Source organism: Paenibacillus phytorum (genome assembly GCF_013141715.1).
Taxonomy (GTDB): Bacteria; Bacillota; Bacilli; order Paenibacillales; family NBRC-103111; genus Paenibacillus_E; species Paenibacillus_E phytorum.
Map to the genome: position 1 here is coordinate 59,070 of NZ_WHOA01000091.1, position 17,134 is coordinate 76,203.

Here is a 17,134-nt window from a genome sequence, read left to right on the forward strand (position 1 = left end):
GCGTTCACCTCCGTCTTAGTACAAGCTTTCACCCGTTGTTTTTTTGCTTAAAATATTGCCAGTAACAATAAAAATCACACCAACTAATGCTTTGAAAAGTCCGATTGCCGTCGTATAGCTAAACTGCTGACCTAACAACCCCGCGGTGTAGATATACGTGTCTAAAATTTCACCATTTTCCTTATTTAACGGGTTCAGGAACACGTAAACACGTTCGAAGCCAAAGTCCAAAAATTTACCGATATGAAGGAGGAACAAAATCATAATGGTTGGTAGAAGCGACGGGAGCGTAATTGAAATAGTTTGTCTCCAGCGGTTCGCGCCATCCACCTCAGAAGCTTCATATAGATCCGGATTAATTCCTGCCAGTGCGGCCAAATAAATGATCGTACCGTAGCCGGAATCACGCCAAATCCCCGATGAAATGAGCACTGTACGAATCCATGACTCTTCACCCATGAAATAAATCGGCTCGAAACCTAGCCAAGTGATGAGATGGTTCAAAGCCCCCGTTGAAGGAGAAAGAATACCAATCGCAATCCCGCTCACAATAACCCACGATAAGAAGTGAGGCATGTAAACAACGGTTTGAAGTAACCGCTTGTACACTACAACGCGCAGCTCATTAAGCAGCAAGGCGAGTATGATAGGCGCTGGAAAAGCCAGTACCAAATCGTAAATGCCGATCAGAATCGTATTCTTCAAAATCTTGAGGAAATCATAGTGGGCAAACATCCGAATGAAATGTTCGAACCCAACCCATTCACTTCCCGTGAAGCCATCAAAAATGTTGTAATCTTGAAAAGCAATGACTGAACCTAACAATGGTACATACTTGAAAATAATAAAATACAAAATCCCCGGCAGCGATATTAAATACAACGCCTTATACTTCCAGAACGTTCGCAGAAAGGATCTACCTTTACGTACCTGCGAGCGCTGATTCATCTTTTTTACGGCTTGTGCGTTGACCGCCATTCTTGGCCCCCCTCACTATTCTTCGCTGATGTTATACCTACATCGTACCCTGCTAAAGCGCTTGCAACAATGGATTGTCTTTTCACTCACTTGTGTTTTTTTTAGGTGGGGGAAGTGCCGCGTTGCGGCTTGTGCTGGACGTGTGGGAGGTGCATGGGTGAGCGAAGGAATGCGAAGGTGCGCGACATAGATATCGCACACCTTCTAATGTAAATCATGCAGCTAATTTCGCTTCAGCTACGCATTTCCTATGAATTAGCTGCGTTTCCTACATCAAATTTCCCAGAAATCATGAGTTTGAACGCTTTTGGGAGAAATTAGCTGCACATTTTGCATACAGAACCCTCCAACAGACATTCATCGCTTAATTTTGATGCACAAAATGCATGTAGTTCGGTTTTCGTGCTCAGTCAGGGCCTGCTTCCAAATATCCAAATTCCCTCCAACTCCCAACACGTCCAGCTCCCCTTTCATGCTTCTTGGCTCTTGAGTGAGTTCTTCTGCTCGTAAGAATGTTTTTCATCGCTAAAGTTGGGCTGTTGCTCAATAACTTCACTTTAACGATGAATTTCATCGTTATTGTCGAATCTACTCTGCCTTTAAGTATATATCTCTGCTCGTAAGCGTGTTTTTCATCACTAAAGTCGGGCTACTGCTCAACAAAATCACTTTAACGATGATTTTCATCGTTAAAGCCACCACATTCACAACACGACAAAAAAAACGCCACCCACAAATGTGGGGGCGCCCAATCAATCCATTCACTTCATGCTCACGCGGTTCTACTCTCCGTGGACACTTGCCTAGCCGCAGACTTGCGCTTCATCCGCAGTGCCTCAGGCATAGCGAGCAAAGCCGGCAGCAGCATCGGCAGCAAAATAAAGCAAAGTACAACGAGCCCAACGATCACGGCAACGGCTAGCTCAATCAGCAGAACTAGACCTGATGGAACCAACGTCGCGAAGGTACCGCCGAGGATGACCATAGCCGAGATCACCACGCCGCCGATGTGCTTAGCGGCCTGAACAATCGCCTTAGACGGCGATAATTCGCCCAGCTCTTTATATCGCATCATCAGGAAGATGCTGTAGTCGACACCGACTGCGATGATGATGATGAAGGAGAAGAACGGTACGAAAGACGAAACACCGTCTGCACCAATGATTTTATCTGTAACGATATTGGTAGCGGTCATGGCTACATAGTAGGAAATCACTAAGGACACGATGATATATACCGCTGGCCAGAAGGCGCGTATCACGAATAACAGGACAATAAATACGCCAATAATCACGATGATCGCCGTGCTGTTGAACGATTTCAGCTGTGCTTTGTTCGTGTCATAGGTCGTTGAACTTGGTCCCGCGGCACCGACTTTCGCTTTTTCCAGCACCGTGCCTTTCAAACTAGACGCTAACTCAGCGTTAATCCCCTCAATGGTGTCCATAGCCGCTGATGAGTATGGATCATCCTTCAGAATGACGATGAGTTTTGTACTCTTGCGGTCTTTGGACATGAAGCTGTCCAACGATTTTCCGAAATCCGCGCTCGTTAAAGCTTCTTTCGGAATGAAAAACGTTTTCGAGCTGTTCAGCTGCGTCAGGAACTGGCTCGTTTTGCCGAGCCCTTCGGACACATCGCCAAGTCCGTTGCCGCTTTGCCCGAGGCCGTCCTTCAGCTGGCTCATCCCGCCAGCCAAGCCCGACAAGCCCTCGTTCAGCTTCTGCTGCCCGTCCTTGACGCTGCCCAGCGCGTCATTCAGCTTCGCCATGTTCGCGGCGATCTCTTGGCTGCCCGCGCTGCCTTGCTTCAGCCCCTTCGCGAGCGCCTCTGAGCCGCTCTGCAGAGAAGCCAATCCCGCAGCAAGCTGCGCCTGCGCGCCATTAATCTGCGTAAGTCCCGCAGCAGCCTCAGCGAAAGAGCCATTCAACTTGGCCGCATTCGCACCAAGCTCCTTCAACCCGCCGTTCAGCTGGGCGAGTCCTGTTTCCAAGCCCTCACCCGTTTGCTTCAGCTTCATGTAATCGACATCTGCCTTTAACTGGCTGTACTTATCACCCAATCCGCCAATAAGCCCATTCATCCCAGTCAACCCCTGTTGAATGCCAGGAAGCTTCCCTTCAATCTGACTATAACCGTCAGATAAGGCACTATAACCCTGCTGCAGCTGCGTAAGCCCGCTGCTAATCTTCGACGTATTGGCATCAACTTGCGTCATGCCATCCTTTAAGCTCGCAATGCCCGCGCTTAGCTCCCCAGCTCCGTCGGCCCCCTGAGCAATACCCTTCGATACTTGCCCAAGCGCAACAGTAATCTGGCTGTAGCCATCCTGTACCTTACCCGTTCCATCAACTAACTGGTCGGAGCCGGACAAATCTGGACTCACCAGTTTGCTCTGCATCAAATTCAAACCATCTTTTATTTGATTAACGCCTTTCTGCGAAGCTGTAATTCCTTCTGCGACGGTCGACGTTTGGGTCGAAATATAGAAGCTATCAATTGGCTTCGACTGCGGCTGTGTCACACTCGACACCTTATCCACGCCCGGAACACTCTTCAATTTGTCCGTTAGCTTATCAATTGCGGCTAATCCGTCATTATTATCAATTGCTTTATCATTCTCTATTACAACCATAGTCGGCAGCGCTTGACCTCGGCTAAAATGATCCGCTACAAGGCTGAATCCTTTGGTGGATTCATGGTCATTCCCTAACTCTTTCAACTGGTCAAAAGACAATTTCTGATTGTTGGAAAGAGCAATCGGAATCATCACAATTAGAATAAGCAGCGTTGTGATCACCGGTCTTTTCACCGCAATAGCCGTCAAGCTAGCCCAAAATTTACTTTCTTTATGCCCGGTTGCACCCTTGGAAGGCCAATACAGCTTACTGCCCAGTACTTTCATGAGGAAAGGAGTCACCGTCATAATTTCAAGCAAGAGCACCGCGGTACCAATAGCCACCACATTGCCTGATTTATAAATACCAAAGTCCGAGAATGTCAAACTCGCGAAAGCGATAAATACGGTCAGAATACTATAAAAGATCGTTTTTCCAGCCGTTTTATATGTCACAATAATCGCTTCATCCACAGACAGACCGTGGGATAATTCTTCTTTAAACCGATTGAACAACAGGATGTTATAGTCCGTTCCAATGCCGAAAAGAATCAAAATTAACAGCATCTCCGTGACACTTGTCACTGGAAACTCAAACTTATCAATAAGCTGCGCGGCAATTCCCATGGAGCACAAGTAGGAAATACCCACAGCAAGCAGCGAGACAATCGGAATAACAACGGAACGGAACATAATGACTAGCACTGCTAAGATGAAGATAACCGTTAACGCCGCACTTTTTGCCACACCGGACTCGGATGCTTTGATGTAATCGTTCTGAATGAAGTCCTCACCTGAGAGGTAGTAATCCACCTTCACATCTTTCAAAACAGCCTCAAACTCCTGTTGAATCTCATCGACATGACGTCCTCTTTTATCCAAACTAAAGCTCGCCATTAATGTCGTCTGATCCTCCGAAATAAGCGAGGACTTCGCGTCAGGCAGTGAGAATGGATCAAGTAATTGATCGAACCCAAGCTCCGCTTGATGGTTCTTCATACTCGTAATACCTGACTCGATCTGCTTCATGTCGGCGTCTGACAGTTTATTCGGGTTGTGGAACACGATGATATCGCTAGTCCCCTCAACCCCATTCATTTTATTCAAAATCGATGTAGCGACCTTGGACGGACTGTCCTTTGGCAGCGGATCTTGGCCCCTGAGCCCTAAAATAGCATTCACATCGGGTTGAAAAACCGTGAGAACTACGGTAGCTACCAGCCACAAGGCGACAATTGTCCAGCGCCATTTAATAATTTGTTTCATCTCTCTAATTCCTCCTCCGATTTACAAATCGTTAGTAAACAAGCGTTCATTTTTGACTCAAAAAAATTTTAGCACTGTCCTTGAAGTTTTATTTTTTCTGAAATACCCGCAGAATACAGGTACAACAGCTCATCAACCAGTGCTTTAATGGTATCGCCATCTTCATAATCGCGCAGAATAAGGCTCATTCCCTCAATAAGCGTAACAGCTAGCATCCGTGCAGATTGCTGCTCATTCACTTCAAGCGGGGCCGGAGTTTCCTTCGTGGTGACGAATACATTCTCCAAAATTTGATACACCAAAGTAATGAGTTCCTCTTTCACAGTTTCGTAGCGTGAACCTTCACTGAGATTAAGGAGGATGGTCAGCTCAACACTCGATTGCCTGAAAAGCTGTAAAATCGTCGCATCAATTTTACGCAAAATAACGAGATGATCGGCAGTTTCCTTGCACAATTTGAAATCAACCTCATTCTTGATCTCTAGCGTGTAAGAAGCAAGCTGCTCATAGATGGGTTGAATCAGCTCATAGAATAGGTCTTCTTTGTTTTTAAAATACCGATAAATATTGCCTGGTGTAATACCAGCTGCGTCTGCAATATGCCGTATAGAAGCCTTCATATAACCATGTTTCTTGAATTCGGACAATGCCGCTTGGCGGATACTCTTTTTAACGTCATCTTTTAAAACTTGCATATAATAAACACCCGTTCACTTTTTGACGTAATGGAATGATTATAACGTGTGTACTTCCTTTTTTGCAAGCATGAAAATCCAAGGATAAACGACTCCGTCGTCCCACTGGGACGAGCGCGTTTGTCAAGGTAGATGCGAAGCAAAAGTATAAAACTTATACTTTCTTATCTACGAAGAAAAAAAAGCCGACAACCTAAGCAGCATTCTACTTGAGGCCGTCGACTCTTATTTAAGATTTACTCCGCCTTAGTTTTGAGCGTCTCGATGATTCTTTTCGACTTGAAAGGCTTGAGATCTTTGAACTGTATGAACTTCTTCGTTTCCTCGTTCCAAATTCGGAACTTAAGGGATTCCAGGCTTGTCTTTAATGTAATCGTCTGCACTTTGCGAAGCTCAGCGTTCTTGTTATGAACTTTTTCCAAATAGTAGTTAGGAACTCGCGGGCTCAGATGATGAATGTGGTGAAAGCCGATATTACCTGTTATCCAGTGCAGAATTCTAGGCAATTTGTAGAAAGAGCTTCCATGCATAGCCGCCTTCATATAATCCCATTCTGCGTCATTCTCATAGTACGAGTCTTCATAGTTGTGCTGAACGTAGAAAAGCCAAATCCCAGCCATACCTGAAATTAAAAACATCGGACCTTGGACTAGGAGGAATGATTGCCAACCCATACCCCAACAAAGCAGTGCAATGCTCCCGAAGATACCCAGGTTCGTGATATACGTATTGATACGTTCTTTCATCCCTGCGCGTTTGCGGTTAAAACGGTAATCAATCAAAAAGATGAAAATGGGCCCGACAATAAACATCACAATCGGATTTCTGTAAACCCGATAATATAGTCTTCTAGCCGGAGAAGATGCCATATATTCGTCAACCGTTAGTGTCCAGATATCGCCGACACCTCTACGATCCAAATTACCGCTGGATGCGTGATGGACGGAGTGGGTATGACGCCACTGATGATAAGGGACAAACGTCAAAATGCCTGTTAATGTACCAACAATTTCATTCGCGAATTTATTTTTGAAAAAAGATTTGTGGCAGCAATCATGGAAAATAATGAAGATTCGAATCAGGAATCCTGCTGCAATAATGTCTAACACGAACGTAAGCCAGATAGAAACCGAAAGACTTAGGAAGGCGAAATACCAAAGCATAAAAAAGGGACCTAATGTATTGATGATTTGCCACACACTGTGCTTCATATGTGGTCTTTCGTAAGGCGCGATGTCAGACCGCCACCCACCTTTGTCTTGTTGACTCATTCTAATTAAAGCTCCTTCTCTCCGTTTCGTACCGGACTGATTTATGCCACCTGATGTAGTACGTTGGGAATTCAATTAAGTTCCCTTTATAAGAGAAGAAATGTTACATTGCCCTCTCATCATAAGTTCCAGAACGCTTTTTGTAAAATGCAATATAAGTCATACGTGCTTTAGGCCATGTTTTTACTATTCTACACTGCCCAAAAATCATCCTTCGAATGGCAACCTAACCCTTATTCTCCCATAAAATGAGGGTTCACATCCTGAACATACTCCTACTTGGTCCAAGTAAATAGGATATTGTACGTAATACAACATTAGGCGAACAAAACGACGTTATACCCTTCAAATGTTGCAAAAAATACAATAATTTCTCCTGAAATTAGGTCCATAAAAGGAATTACGGCTATATTGTTGTACAACTTACAACATCTTCTGTTTAATGAGCGGAAACCAACGAAATTGTTGTACGTTGTACAACAACCCTTGTAACACCCTTTTCATATGCCTTTTCAGCAAATATTTCTTAAATAATTATTTCCATATATGTTTAAATTATGATTCATTTGCAAGGAAACTTCTGTGGACAAATAGGTAAGTCTAAGTGAACAAATAATGAACTTAATACTGGTATAGTAGTATATATAAAAAATGGAGGACTATTCAATGATACCTATATCCGTTTTAGACTTGGCTCCTGTTATTGCTGGCGGTACACCGAGAGATTCATTTCACCGTTCCGTTGATCTAGCCAGACACGTTGAAAAGTGGGGCTACCATAGATATTGGCTCGCCGAACATCATAACATGCCGGGTATTGCCAGCTCCGCCACATCACTCGTCATCGGATATGTCGCTATGGCTACAGAGAAGATTCGCGTAGGCTCTGGCGGCATTATGCTGCCTAACCACGCACCGCTCGTCATCGCCGAGCAGTTCGGGACGCTAGAATCGATGTTTCCGGGACGCATCGATCTTGGTTTAGGACGTGCGCCTGGCTCCGATCAGGCTGCGGCAAGAGCGCTCCGCCGCGGCTTAGGCAGCGACGGTCAAGACTTCCCGGAGCAGCTGAGTGAGCTCCGCGGCTATCTCAACCCGGCGCTTGGTACTGGTGTACCAGGAGTGCGCGCCGTGCCGGGCGAAGGGCTAGACATCCCGGTCTGGCTGCTCGGATCGAGTGACTTCAGCGCCCAGTTGGCTGGTCAGCTGGGGCTTCCTTTCGCTTTCGCCAGCCACTTCGCTCCGGATTATTTGCTGGCGGCTCTTGAACTGTATCGCCGTCAGTTCCGCCCTTCGGGCGCGCTGGAGAAGCCGTACGCGATGGTCGGCGTTAACATTATTGCAGCCGAAACCGATGAGGAAGCCCAACATCTGGCGACGTCGCAGCACCAGCAATTTCTGAACATCGTGCGCGGCCGCCCTGGCATGCTGAGCCCACCCGTCGACAGCATGGAGTCCTTATGGAGTCCTCAAGAGAAAGCTTACGTTCACAAGGCCTTAAGCTTCTCCATCGTAGGCAGTAAAGATACCGTTCGCGAGAAGCTTGCTAAGCTGCAGGAGCAAACTGGAGCTGATGAGTGGATCATCGCCGGCCAAATTTATGATCACAACGCTCGCTTAAGATCCTATGAAATTGTGGCTCAGGTTGTCAAAGAGATCTAGGGAGGTTGGAATTCAATTATTATGAGTCAGCATCAAGCAACGATTGGGAGCCACGCCACCAAAGGGCGGTTCCCGATTTCCTTTTTTCCTTAACCGCAGGTGCTTTCGCGATTGGGATGACTGAGTTTGTGATTATGGGCCTATGCTGAATTATCGTTATTTGAAATTTTATAATTGAATATCAATGAATGATTATATCTTCTACATCTATATCATCATAGATTTTTATACTTAAAACAAAGCCAATAGATATCATGTTGATCAACAGCGAGGTGCCTCCATAACTGATAAAGGGAAGGGTTATCCCCGTAATCGGCATGATACCGATAAGCATCCCAATGTTTTCGAAAACTTGAAACAAAAACATAGCCGTAATACCGCCAATGATGTATATGCCTGTTTGGCTGCGGATGTTCAGTGCGATAGTGATCATTCGATAAATGAGAAGAAAGTAAAGTATGAGCAACGCAGATGCTCCTATAAATCCAAATTCTTCTCCCACTACAACGAATATGGAATCTGAATATGTATATGGGACTTGACCGCTTTGGACTGAGGTTCCATGTAGGTAGCCATCTCCTTCTAAGGATCCTGATCCGATTGCTTTGACCGATTGTTTCATGTGATAGGTTGCTTTCTCAGAAGCTTGGTCTGGCAAAAGGACAGCATCAATCCTATCCAACCAATACGCTTTATGTTTAGACGCCATGAATTGCTTTACTTCCTCATGGTATTTTATATAGCTGTAGAGGGAGCTTCCGCTTACGATTATGATAATGACTAGACCTATCAAAGCATGCTTGTAGTTGATATGGCCGAACCAACAGATCACAATAAAAATGACAAGATAACCGATAGAGTTACCGAGATCCGGCTGCATTAAAACCAAGAGAAAAGGAACGAACGTAATAACGCCCATCGGCAGTATTCCCTTGACCAAACTAAGGGTCTCGACTTCTCTTTTGGATAGAAAATACGACAAAAACAGGATTAAAATGAGCTTACAAAGCTCTGCCGGCTGAAATTTGAGCCCGCCAGGAAGAGTGAACCATCCCTGAGCATTGTTGAGTGTATCCCCTTTAAAAAACAGTAAGACCAGCAGTCCCAGCCCAATGAAATAGTACAACGGCGAAAACCGCAATAAGAGTTTATAGTTAACAAACAGCATCATAAATAAGACCACAAACCCCAAACCGTAAAAATACATCATTTTAACATACGATTGTGAAAAGTCTGGAACTGTTCGTGTCGCGCTGTAGATGCAGAAAATACTGATGATCATAAAGATGAGCAGCAGCAACAAAATAATGGCATCCAGCCCTTTCATTATCCGCTTCAACATGAAGGCTATTTGCGTTCCTCTGAAAATACTTTCAATAGTAATTCACCTATTTCTATATAAGGTAACGAAAGATACATAGAGTAGACGCAATAGTTTTACAAATAGTTCCATTTTTGTGGATAGAAAAATAGAAAAAGCCCCCATCTTCCATTAATGGACACGAGGGCTAACCTATTTATGGATTCAAACCGGACGATCCATCGCAAATTGTTCGCCCAATTTCGCATACGAGTTGCCTGCCAACCGACTAACTGGCTTAAGAGCATTCGGGTCAATATGACCGTTCTCATATAAGGACTCTGCGATATGAAACTGTACGACTCTCCCGATTAATAAATCGGCTGCAGGAGCATCATCTGTTCCTCCAAGCATTATGGCTTGCTCCAGAACGCATTCCATACGTATGCTCGCTTCGGCGATGCCCGGTACAGCAATCTTGTCACTCGCGACGGGTGTAAGTCCGGCTAAAGCAACTTCGCTTTCATCCGGCGCTAGCGCAGCAGCGGTTTGATTAATCTGGTCGATGTACGATTCGTCAGAGATATGAACGACGAAAGCTCCAGTATCGATGGCGTTTCGCGAAGTGTCCTTACGAACACCCTGCTTCCTCTGCACCGAGATAGCGACCATTGGAGGATTCGCCGTTACAATCGTAAAATAACTATACGGTGCTGCATTGAGCACACCCTCCGAGGATAGAGACGTAACAAATGCGATTGGCCTAGGAATTATGCTTCCTATCAATAGCTTATAGTTTTCCCGTTCACTTTGACTCGAGGGATCAATGGATATCACAAAGCATCTCCCACCTTTACTAGACTCGGTCTCATACCAAATTCGTCTTGAACCAAGTCCCTGCCGCTTCTACCTCTGAACGAGTCAACTGATGCCCTGCCTGTTCCCAATGAACGGCAACCGTTGATCCCGCTTCACTTAACAGCTTCTGTAATTCCACTGTCTCCTGCGGGGAGCAGATCGGATCGTTCTGACCCGCTCCAATAAAGACTGGAATACCTGAGAGATCCGGCAGTTGAATGCCTCGCAGCGGCACCATCGGATGATGGAGAATGGCTCCTCGCAGTGCATCTGGATAGTGGAACAAAAGGCTTCCTGCGATGTTTGCGCCATTGGAATAGCCGATGGCTACGAGATTGTTACGATCAAAGCCGTGTTCCACGGCAGCTTGATCGAGGAAATCGTACACTTCCTTGGTACGGAAGATGAGGTCCTCCTCATCAAAGATTCCCTCAGCCAACCGGCGAAAAAACCGCGGCATCCCATTCTCAAGCACATTACCTCTAACGCTCAGCACCGACGATGTCGGTGAGATCGCCTGAGCTAGCGGCAGAAGATCACGTTCGGTGCCACCCGTGCCATGAAAGAGCACGAGTACCGGAGCCGTTATATCCGTTCCTTTTTGAAAGATATGCTTCATTGATTTTTCGCCTCCAATACGCGTACTTGAATCGGCGGAAGATTACGCTCGATTTGTTCACGGCTCTCCTCGAACCATTCTGGCAGCATCAGTTTCTCACCTAACACCTCAGGCTGTTCATCCCGTGCAAAGCCCGGAGGATCCGTTGCAATCTCAAAGAGTATGCCGCCTTCTTCACGGAAGTAGATCGCGTTAAAGTATTGACGATCCACGATCGGCGTAGGTTGGAATCCATTCGTCTGTACATGGCTTCTCCATAGTGCATGCTCAGCATCATCTTTGGCGCGCCATGCAATATGATGGACGGTACCCGCTCCACCAGCTCCATAAGCCATCGGGGTTACATTGATATCGACGATGTTCCCCAAATCTCCAAAGGATTTGAATCGAGCGTAAGCTCCCTCTTGCCCTACTTTCTGTAATCCCATCACCTGCTCTAGCAGCTGAGAAGTTTTGTCTGGTGCCGTGCTGTAGAGAACAGCGCCACCGAAGCCTTTGATCGCTTTATCCGTTGGAATGCCGCCGAATGACCATTGGCTAAGCGCTCCTTGCTCGCGCTCTACGATTTCAAGTTTTAGACCATCCCGATCTTCGAATTGAAGGTATGTCTCTGTGAATCTTGTTGTTTTTTCAAATGGAATATCAAATTGCGCTAGACGCTCTTCCCAGAATGACAGACTGCCTGTAGGCACTGCATACGTTGTTATACCGACTTGGCCGCCGCCGATACGTCCTTTGCGAGAGTGTGCCCATGGGAAGAAAGTGATGATTGTCCCCGGACTTCCCATTTCATTACCAAAGTACAGATGGTACACTTCAGGTGCGTCGAAGTTAATCGTCTTTTTGATCATCCGAAGTCCTAGAACCCCTGCATAAAAATCAACCGTTTCCTGTGCATTTTGTACGAAAGCTGTTATATGGTGAATACCTGCTGTTTGTTGTTGTTGTGTCATTATATCCATCTCCCTTAGTTTAGTTATGTCCAGACCTGATTCGAAAGAATCCATAATTAATTGAATAAAGCGTCTACGGAGTAAGTTCCAGCACCCATAAATGCCACTCCTACCGCAATAGCTATCAGCAGTAAGTTGTATTCATAGCCGCCCGCGGTAGCCCAATAACCGTTCTTGCCGTGTACTTTGACAATCGCAACGACCATCGTCATAACAATGAGCAATGAAGCAATAACTGTACCTAGTCCAGCGGCAAATAATGCACCGCCTACGAACTCCATCAGTCCTGCCATAACCGCCATAGCAACACCGGGTTTAATGCCGATGGATTCCATCCAGCCGCCCGTTCCTTTCGGTCCATAGCCTCCGAACCAACCAAACAACTTCTGTGCCCCATGCGCCATGAAGCTTAATCCAACAACCAAACGAATGATTAATAATCCTAATGCGATGCTCATATTCATTCTCCTCCAATTTAAGAATCTCTATTTTAAGATATTAGTTAAAGATTAAGTAGTTAACACCTCTTAGGGGAGGGCAAACTACTTGAAACCATCCTGAGCAAACTTACCGAGCTTCTTCAACAATTGACTAGCTATCTTCTTCTCTTCTGCCGTAAGCCCAGCCACTGCTTTCTCAATGACCTCGGTATGCTTAGGAAATATCTCTTCAATAAATTGCTTCCCTTTTTCCGTGATTTCTGCAAAAATGAGCCTGCGGTCTTCGGATGATGTTTTTCGCTTTACGAACTCTTTCTTCTCCAGCTTATCTACAACATAGGTAATGTTCCCGCTGCTCATAAGCACTTTGCCGCCAATCTGTTGAATCGGTTGCGCGCCTTTATGATAAAGCAGCTCAAGAACACCGAATTCCGTTCGATTCAATCCATAATGACGAATATCTCGATCCCCATGGGCGTTAACCCATTCACTTGCTCTGGAGAGTGCAATATAGAGATCTAATGAATCATTTCTCTGTTCACTCATTTGGTTCACCTCATTTCTTTTATCTTTTTGCTACGCTGTGGTGTGCTATGATTTGCTGTGCTGCGAAATCTTAATTTGTAATATCTTGATTTAAAGATACATCAATTTGAGATAGATGTCAATGGCTATTTTTAAAATAATGTTCTCTCCTATATCATGCTGCTTATAATGCGTTAGTATCCTTAGCTAGTCCACATAAGTTGGTGTGTAAACCTGGCGCAATGGATGGAGGTAGGTGAACAAGATGCATTCTGTACAGCAAATTTGGCTCTAAATGAGCACCAAAATGACCCGTGCTCGGCAAAATGGCAAAAGGATAAGCCTCCCCTGTCGGGAAGGCTTATCCTTTTGCCACACGTCCTACGCATCAGTTATAGGAAGGCTATATTTAGGTCAGCCCACAACAGCCGACTCACCCTTCTGCAGCTGATACATTTTCGCGTATCGGCCACCCAGCGCCATCAGCGTCTCATGATTGCCACGCTCGGCAATCTCGCCGCGGTGCAGCACGAGAATCTGATCCGCATCACGGATCGTAGACAGCCTGTGCGCGATGACCAAGGTCGTGCGCCCTTCGCTGACTACCTTCAGTGCTCGCTGGATCAGGCCTTCCGTCTCACTGTCGATGCTGGCTGTCGCTTCATCCAAGATGAGGATCGACGGGTCGAAGGCCAGCGCTCGCGCGAACGAAATGAGCTGTCTTTGACCGGAAGACAGGGTGCTTCCCCGCTCCACAACCTGCTCATCATAGCCGTTAGGCAGCTGCTCAATGAATGAGGCCGCGCCTACATCTCTTAGCGCATTTTTCACGCGTTTAAGCGAAATCTCCTCATTATAGAGGCTCACATTAAACTTGATATCTCCCGCAAACAAGAACGGGTCCTGCAAAACAATGCCCATATGCTTACGCAGCGCTTGCTTCGACATCTTCCGGATATCCCGGCCATCAATCGTGATGCTGCCCTCATCCGGTTCATAGAAACCGAGAAGCAGGTTCATGATGGAGCTTTTGCCTGAGCCTGTATGTCCGACCAAGGCTACAGTTTCCCCTTTGCGAGCTTCGAACGAAATATGTTTCAGTACGTTTTCCCCTGCTTTATACGCAAAGGTTACGTCCTCGAACTTCACGACGCCTTCAGGGCGACTGACTTTATCCGTCTTCTCTACCTCTTGGCCTTCCATGTCTAGGATAGTGAACACCTTATCCGCGGAAACAAAGGCTCTTTGTGCATTCGTCAATTGATCGAAAATCCCGATAATCGGTTGAAAGATCCGCCCGAGATAGTCGATGAAAGCATAAAACACCCCGAAAGAAATCACAGTTGTCAACGATTCACGACCAAAATACCAAATGACCATAGCCGTCACCAAGCTGCCGATGGTCCCCACAATATTACGAGAGGATAAGGAAAAAATGCGGAACTGCTTAAGCTGATTTACATAGCGATCCTTGTTCAGTACTTCGAATTCCTCAAGCGTCACTTTCTCCCGGCGAAAAGCTTGAATAATTGGCATAACGACGATCGACTCATTAATCATTGCGTTCATATCACTCAGCCGAGCACGCATAATGGTGATGAAGATTTTCGAATATTTTAAGTGAACGACCATAACTAACGCAAAGATAGGCGGCAGCACCAAGCAAAAAAGAGCGAGATGCCAATCCAGAATGAATAAAGCTACAAAGATGCCCGTTAGCTGCATCATGCTTACGACGAACGTAGCCATGAAGCTCATGAATAAATCGCGGACCGCCTCCGTATCGTTCGCAATTCGAGATACAACCTGCCCGATCGGCGTGTTATCAAAATAGCGCAGCGAAATGCGCTGAATGTGCTGCATTAAGTCCATGCGCATGTTTTTAATAATTTGCAAAGCCGTAGATTGAAGCAGATAGGCTTGCGAGAAATTACAGATGCTTGCTATAAGGAGTAGTCCCATATATAAGCCTAACAACTTAAGTACAGGCGCCATCGTATGTGTACCTGTAGACAAATGCTGATCGATAATGGTTTTGGTTATATAAGGTCCGCCCAGCTCGGCGCCTACTGCACAGCATAGAATGAGCAGCGCGCCGATAATCCTGAACTTATAGACGAGAGCATACGAAATCAGCCTTCTCGCCGTGGACGGTTTCTGCATTTTGTCGTCCTCCCTTCTTCTGTTTGTCATTCTTCCAAACTCGCTTCCATTTGTTGACGCTCCCACTGCTCTCGGTACCAGCCGCCGAACAGCATCAGCTCTTCGTGGGTACCCTCTTCGACGATTCGTCCCTCATCTAGGACGAGGATCCAATTCGCATGGCTCACAGCCGAGAGCCGGTGCGTGCTGATCAATGTTGTTCTGCCCGCGCGTTCCTTACGGATATGCTGGAGAATGCGGCTTTCCGTCCGCGCATCGACAGCGGATAACGAGTCATCAAGCAGCAGGATTTCCGAATCGATCAGAAGGGCTCTAGCAATTGCCAAACGCTGCTTCTGTCCACCTGAAAGCATGACGCCATTTTCGCCGACAATTGTCGCTAGGCCTTCCGGCATTTGCTCGATATCTTGGGTAAAAGAGGCCATCTCAATGGCCCTTGCAATCTCTTCCGGCGAAGCGTCGTGCTTACCCAGCGCGACATTGTCGCGAATGGATTTCGACAGCAGCAGATGTTCCTGCGGAACGTAGGCAACCCAACGTTTCACCTGATCCAAGGCGATTCTCTCAATCGGCACGCCTGCAATTAGCAGCTTACCTGGTTCGATCGGGAATTGCCGCAGCAGCTGCTTCAGCAGCGTGCTTTTGCCACTACCCGTACGGCCTACAATCCCTAGCGTCTGCCCTCTTTCTAATTGGAAAGAAACGTTAACAAGACTTGGATGGTTTGCGGTCGGATACGTAAAGGTTAAATCCTTCATCTCGATACGTTCCGGCACACTCACCGAAATTGGTGCATCGACATCCACAATATCCGCTTTCTGCGTCAGCGCTGTATCCAGACGGTCAGCCGAGGCACTTCCGCGCTGCAGAACATTAATAAACTCGCCGAAAGAAATCATCGGCCAGATGAGCATACCTAGGTAAATATTAAATGAAATCAGCTGACCCAGCGTGATCTCATTATGAAAGACCATATAAGAGCCATAACCAATGCCTATCGAATAACTTAGACCGACAATCAACGATGTAAGCGGCTGAAAAAGTGCATTCAGCATGGACACACGTCTATTCTTATTCATCACTTCTGACGTAACCTTATCGAAGGCGACTAAATCATGATCTTCCTGAACATAAGAACGAATCACACGAATGCCAGAGATGGACTCGAGTGCATGATCATTCATTTGGCCGAAAGAGGCCTGTGCAGCAAGGAAGCGAACTCTCACTTTTTGACCTAGCTTACTAATTACCAAGGCTAGAAAAGGCAAAGGAATTAGCGCCGCAATCATTAATTTGAAGCTAATTAGGGAAATCATAGTAATAATAACGACAGATGCCCCAACCAATGTGTGAACGAGTGTCATAACGCCGTAACCAGCGGTTTGGCCAATAGCAAGCACGTCGTTGGTGGCTAATGCCATTAATTGACCCGTGCTGTTGCGTTGGAAGAAAGCCGGTGTCATTTTCGTCAGATGAGCGAGTAAACGCCCCCTGAGCACTTTCTCAACGAGTGCCGAATTACCGAATAAGGTCGTGATCCAAACATAAGTAATTACATATAATAGGAGAGACAAGCCTATAAGCAGAAGGACCGTCTGACTTAGGCTAGATGACGTTAAATTCCCGCTGCCAATCTGATCAATTGTATTCCCTATCATTTTAGGCGGAATCGTCGCCAATAAATTCACACAGACCATTAAGCTAATAGCAAGCACGTAGTATTTCCATCTTTCTTTGAAAAACCACCGCAATTTGATTACAAAAGACAAGATTTCCACCCCTTTCCA

Annotated in this window: 13 protein-coding genes; 1 reads left to right on the forward strand and 12 read right to left on the reverse strand. The window is 46.1% G+C overall.

Annotated elements, in window-relative coordinates; translation table 11 throughout:
• Nucleotides 1-15 precede the first annotated feature (15 nt).
• From GC098_RS13205 to desA, 4 genes are all read right to left on the reverse strand, one after another.
• Nucleotides 16-978 carry an ABC transporter permease gene (locus tag GC098_RS13205; RefSeq protein ID WP_171643613.1) on the reverse strand — a complete coding sequence of 321 codons (963 nt, stop codon included), beginning with the start codon at nucleotides 976-978 and terminating at the stop codon, nucleotides 16-18.
• Between the two features lie 772 nt (nucleotides 979-1,750).
• Nucleotides 1,751-4,861 (reverse strand): MMPL family transporter, encoded by a 3,111-nt coding sequence (locus tag GC098_RS13210; protein WP_171643614.1) that lies wholly within the window; start codon nucleotides 4,859-4,861, stop codon nucleotides 1,751-1,753.
• A 68-nt stretch (nucleotides 4,862-4,929) separates the two neighbouring features.
• On the reverse strand, nucleotides 4,930-5,556 hold the full coding sequence (locus GC098_RS13215) for a TetR/AcrR family transcriptional regulator (RefSeq protein WP_171643615.1): 627 nt from the start codon (nucleotides 5,554-5,556) through the stop codon (nucleotides 4,930-4,932).
• 236 nt (nucleotides 5,557-5,792) lie between these two features.
• The gene (gene desA, locus GC098_RS13220) at nucleotides 5,793-6,827 is read right to left on the reverse strand and encodes a Delta(5) desaturase DesA (RefSeq protein WP_171643616.1); all 1,035 of its coding nucleotides are present in this window, start codon (nucleotides 6,825-6,827) and stop codon (nucleotides 5,793-5,795) included.
• A 666-nt stretch (nucleotides 6,828-7,493) separates the two neighbouring features.
• Between desA and GC098_RS13225 the strand changes: the two genes are divergently transcribed.
• On the forward strand, nucleotides 7,494-8,489 hold the full coding sequence (locus GC098_RS13225; protein ID WP_246358582.1) for an LLM class flavin-dependent oxidoreductase: 996 nt from the start codon (nucleotides 7,494-7,496) through the stop codon (nucleotides 8,487-8,489).
• 181 nt (nucleotides 8,490-8,670) lie between these two features.
• Here GC098_RS13225 and GC098_RS13230 read toward each other — a convergent pair whose 3' ends face one another.
• The 8 genes from GC098_RS13230 to GC098_RS13265 all read right to left on the reverse strand — a co-directional run bounded on the left by GC098_RS13230 (nucleotide 8,671) and on the right by GC098_RS13265 (nucleotide 17,119).
• Nucleotides 8,671-9,831, reverse strand: a complete 1,161-nt coding sequence (locus GC098_RS13230) for an FtsW/RodA/SpoVE family cell cycle protein (RefSeq protein WP_246358583.1) — start codon at nucleotides 9,829-9,831, stop codon at nucleotides 8,671-8,673.
• A 183-nt stretch (nucleotides 9,832-10,014) separates the two neighbouring features.
• Nucleotides 10,015-10,626: a flavin reductase family protein gene (locus GC098_RS13235; protein WP_171643618.1), complete on the reverse strand. Its 612-nt coding sequence runs from the start codon at nucleotides 10,624-10,626 to the stop codon at nucleotides 10,015-10,017.
• Between the two features lie 31 nt (nucleotides 10,627-10,657).
• Complete coding sequence (locus tag GC098_RS13240) at nucleotides 10,658-11,266, reverse strand: alpha/beta hydrolase (RefSeq protein WP_171643619.1); 609 nt, start codon at nucleotides 11,264-11,266, stop codon at nucleotides 10,658-10,660.
• On the reverse strand, nucleotides 11,263-12,219 hold the full coding sequence (locus tag GC098_RS13245) for a ring-cleaving dioxygenase (RefSeq protein WP_171643620.1): 957 nt from the start codon (nucleotides 12,217-12,219) through the stop codon (nucleotides 11,263-11,265). Before GC098_RS13245 ends, GC098_RS13240 begins: the two co-directional genes overlap by 4 nt.
• A gap of 56 nt (nucleotides 12,220-12,275) precedes the next feature.
• A complete protein-coding gene (locus tag GC098_RS13250; protein ID WP_171643621.1) occupies nucleotides 12,276-12,677 on the reverse strand; it encodes a DoxX family protein in 402 nt (133 codons plus the stop codon).
• An 84-nt stretch (nucleotides 12,678-12,761) separates the two neighbouring features.
• On the reverse strand, nucleotides 12,762-13,205 hold the full coding sequence (locus tag GC098_RS13255) for a MarR family winged helix-turn-helix transcriptional regulator (RefSeq protein ID WP_171643622.1): 444 nt from the start codon (nucleotides 13,203-13,205) through the stop codon (nucleotides 12,762-12,764).
• A gap of 393 nt (nucleotides 13,206-13,598) precedes the next feature.
• Entirely contained in the window at nucleotides 13,599-15,347 is a 1,749-nt protein-coding gene (locus tag GC098_RS13260; RefSeq protein ID WP_171643623.1) for an ABC transporter ATP-binding protein, read from the reverse strand.
• Between the two features lie 26 nt (nucleotides 15,348-15,373).
• Nucleotides 15,374-17,119 (reverse strand): ABC transporter ATP-binding protein, encoded by a 1,746-nt coding sequence (locus GC098_RS13265; protein WP_312880105.1) that lies wholly within the window; start codon nucleotides 17,117-17,119, stop codon nucleotides 15,374-15,376.
• Nucleotides 17,120-17,134 lie beyond the last annotated feature (15 nt).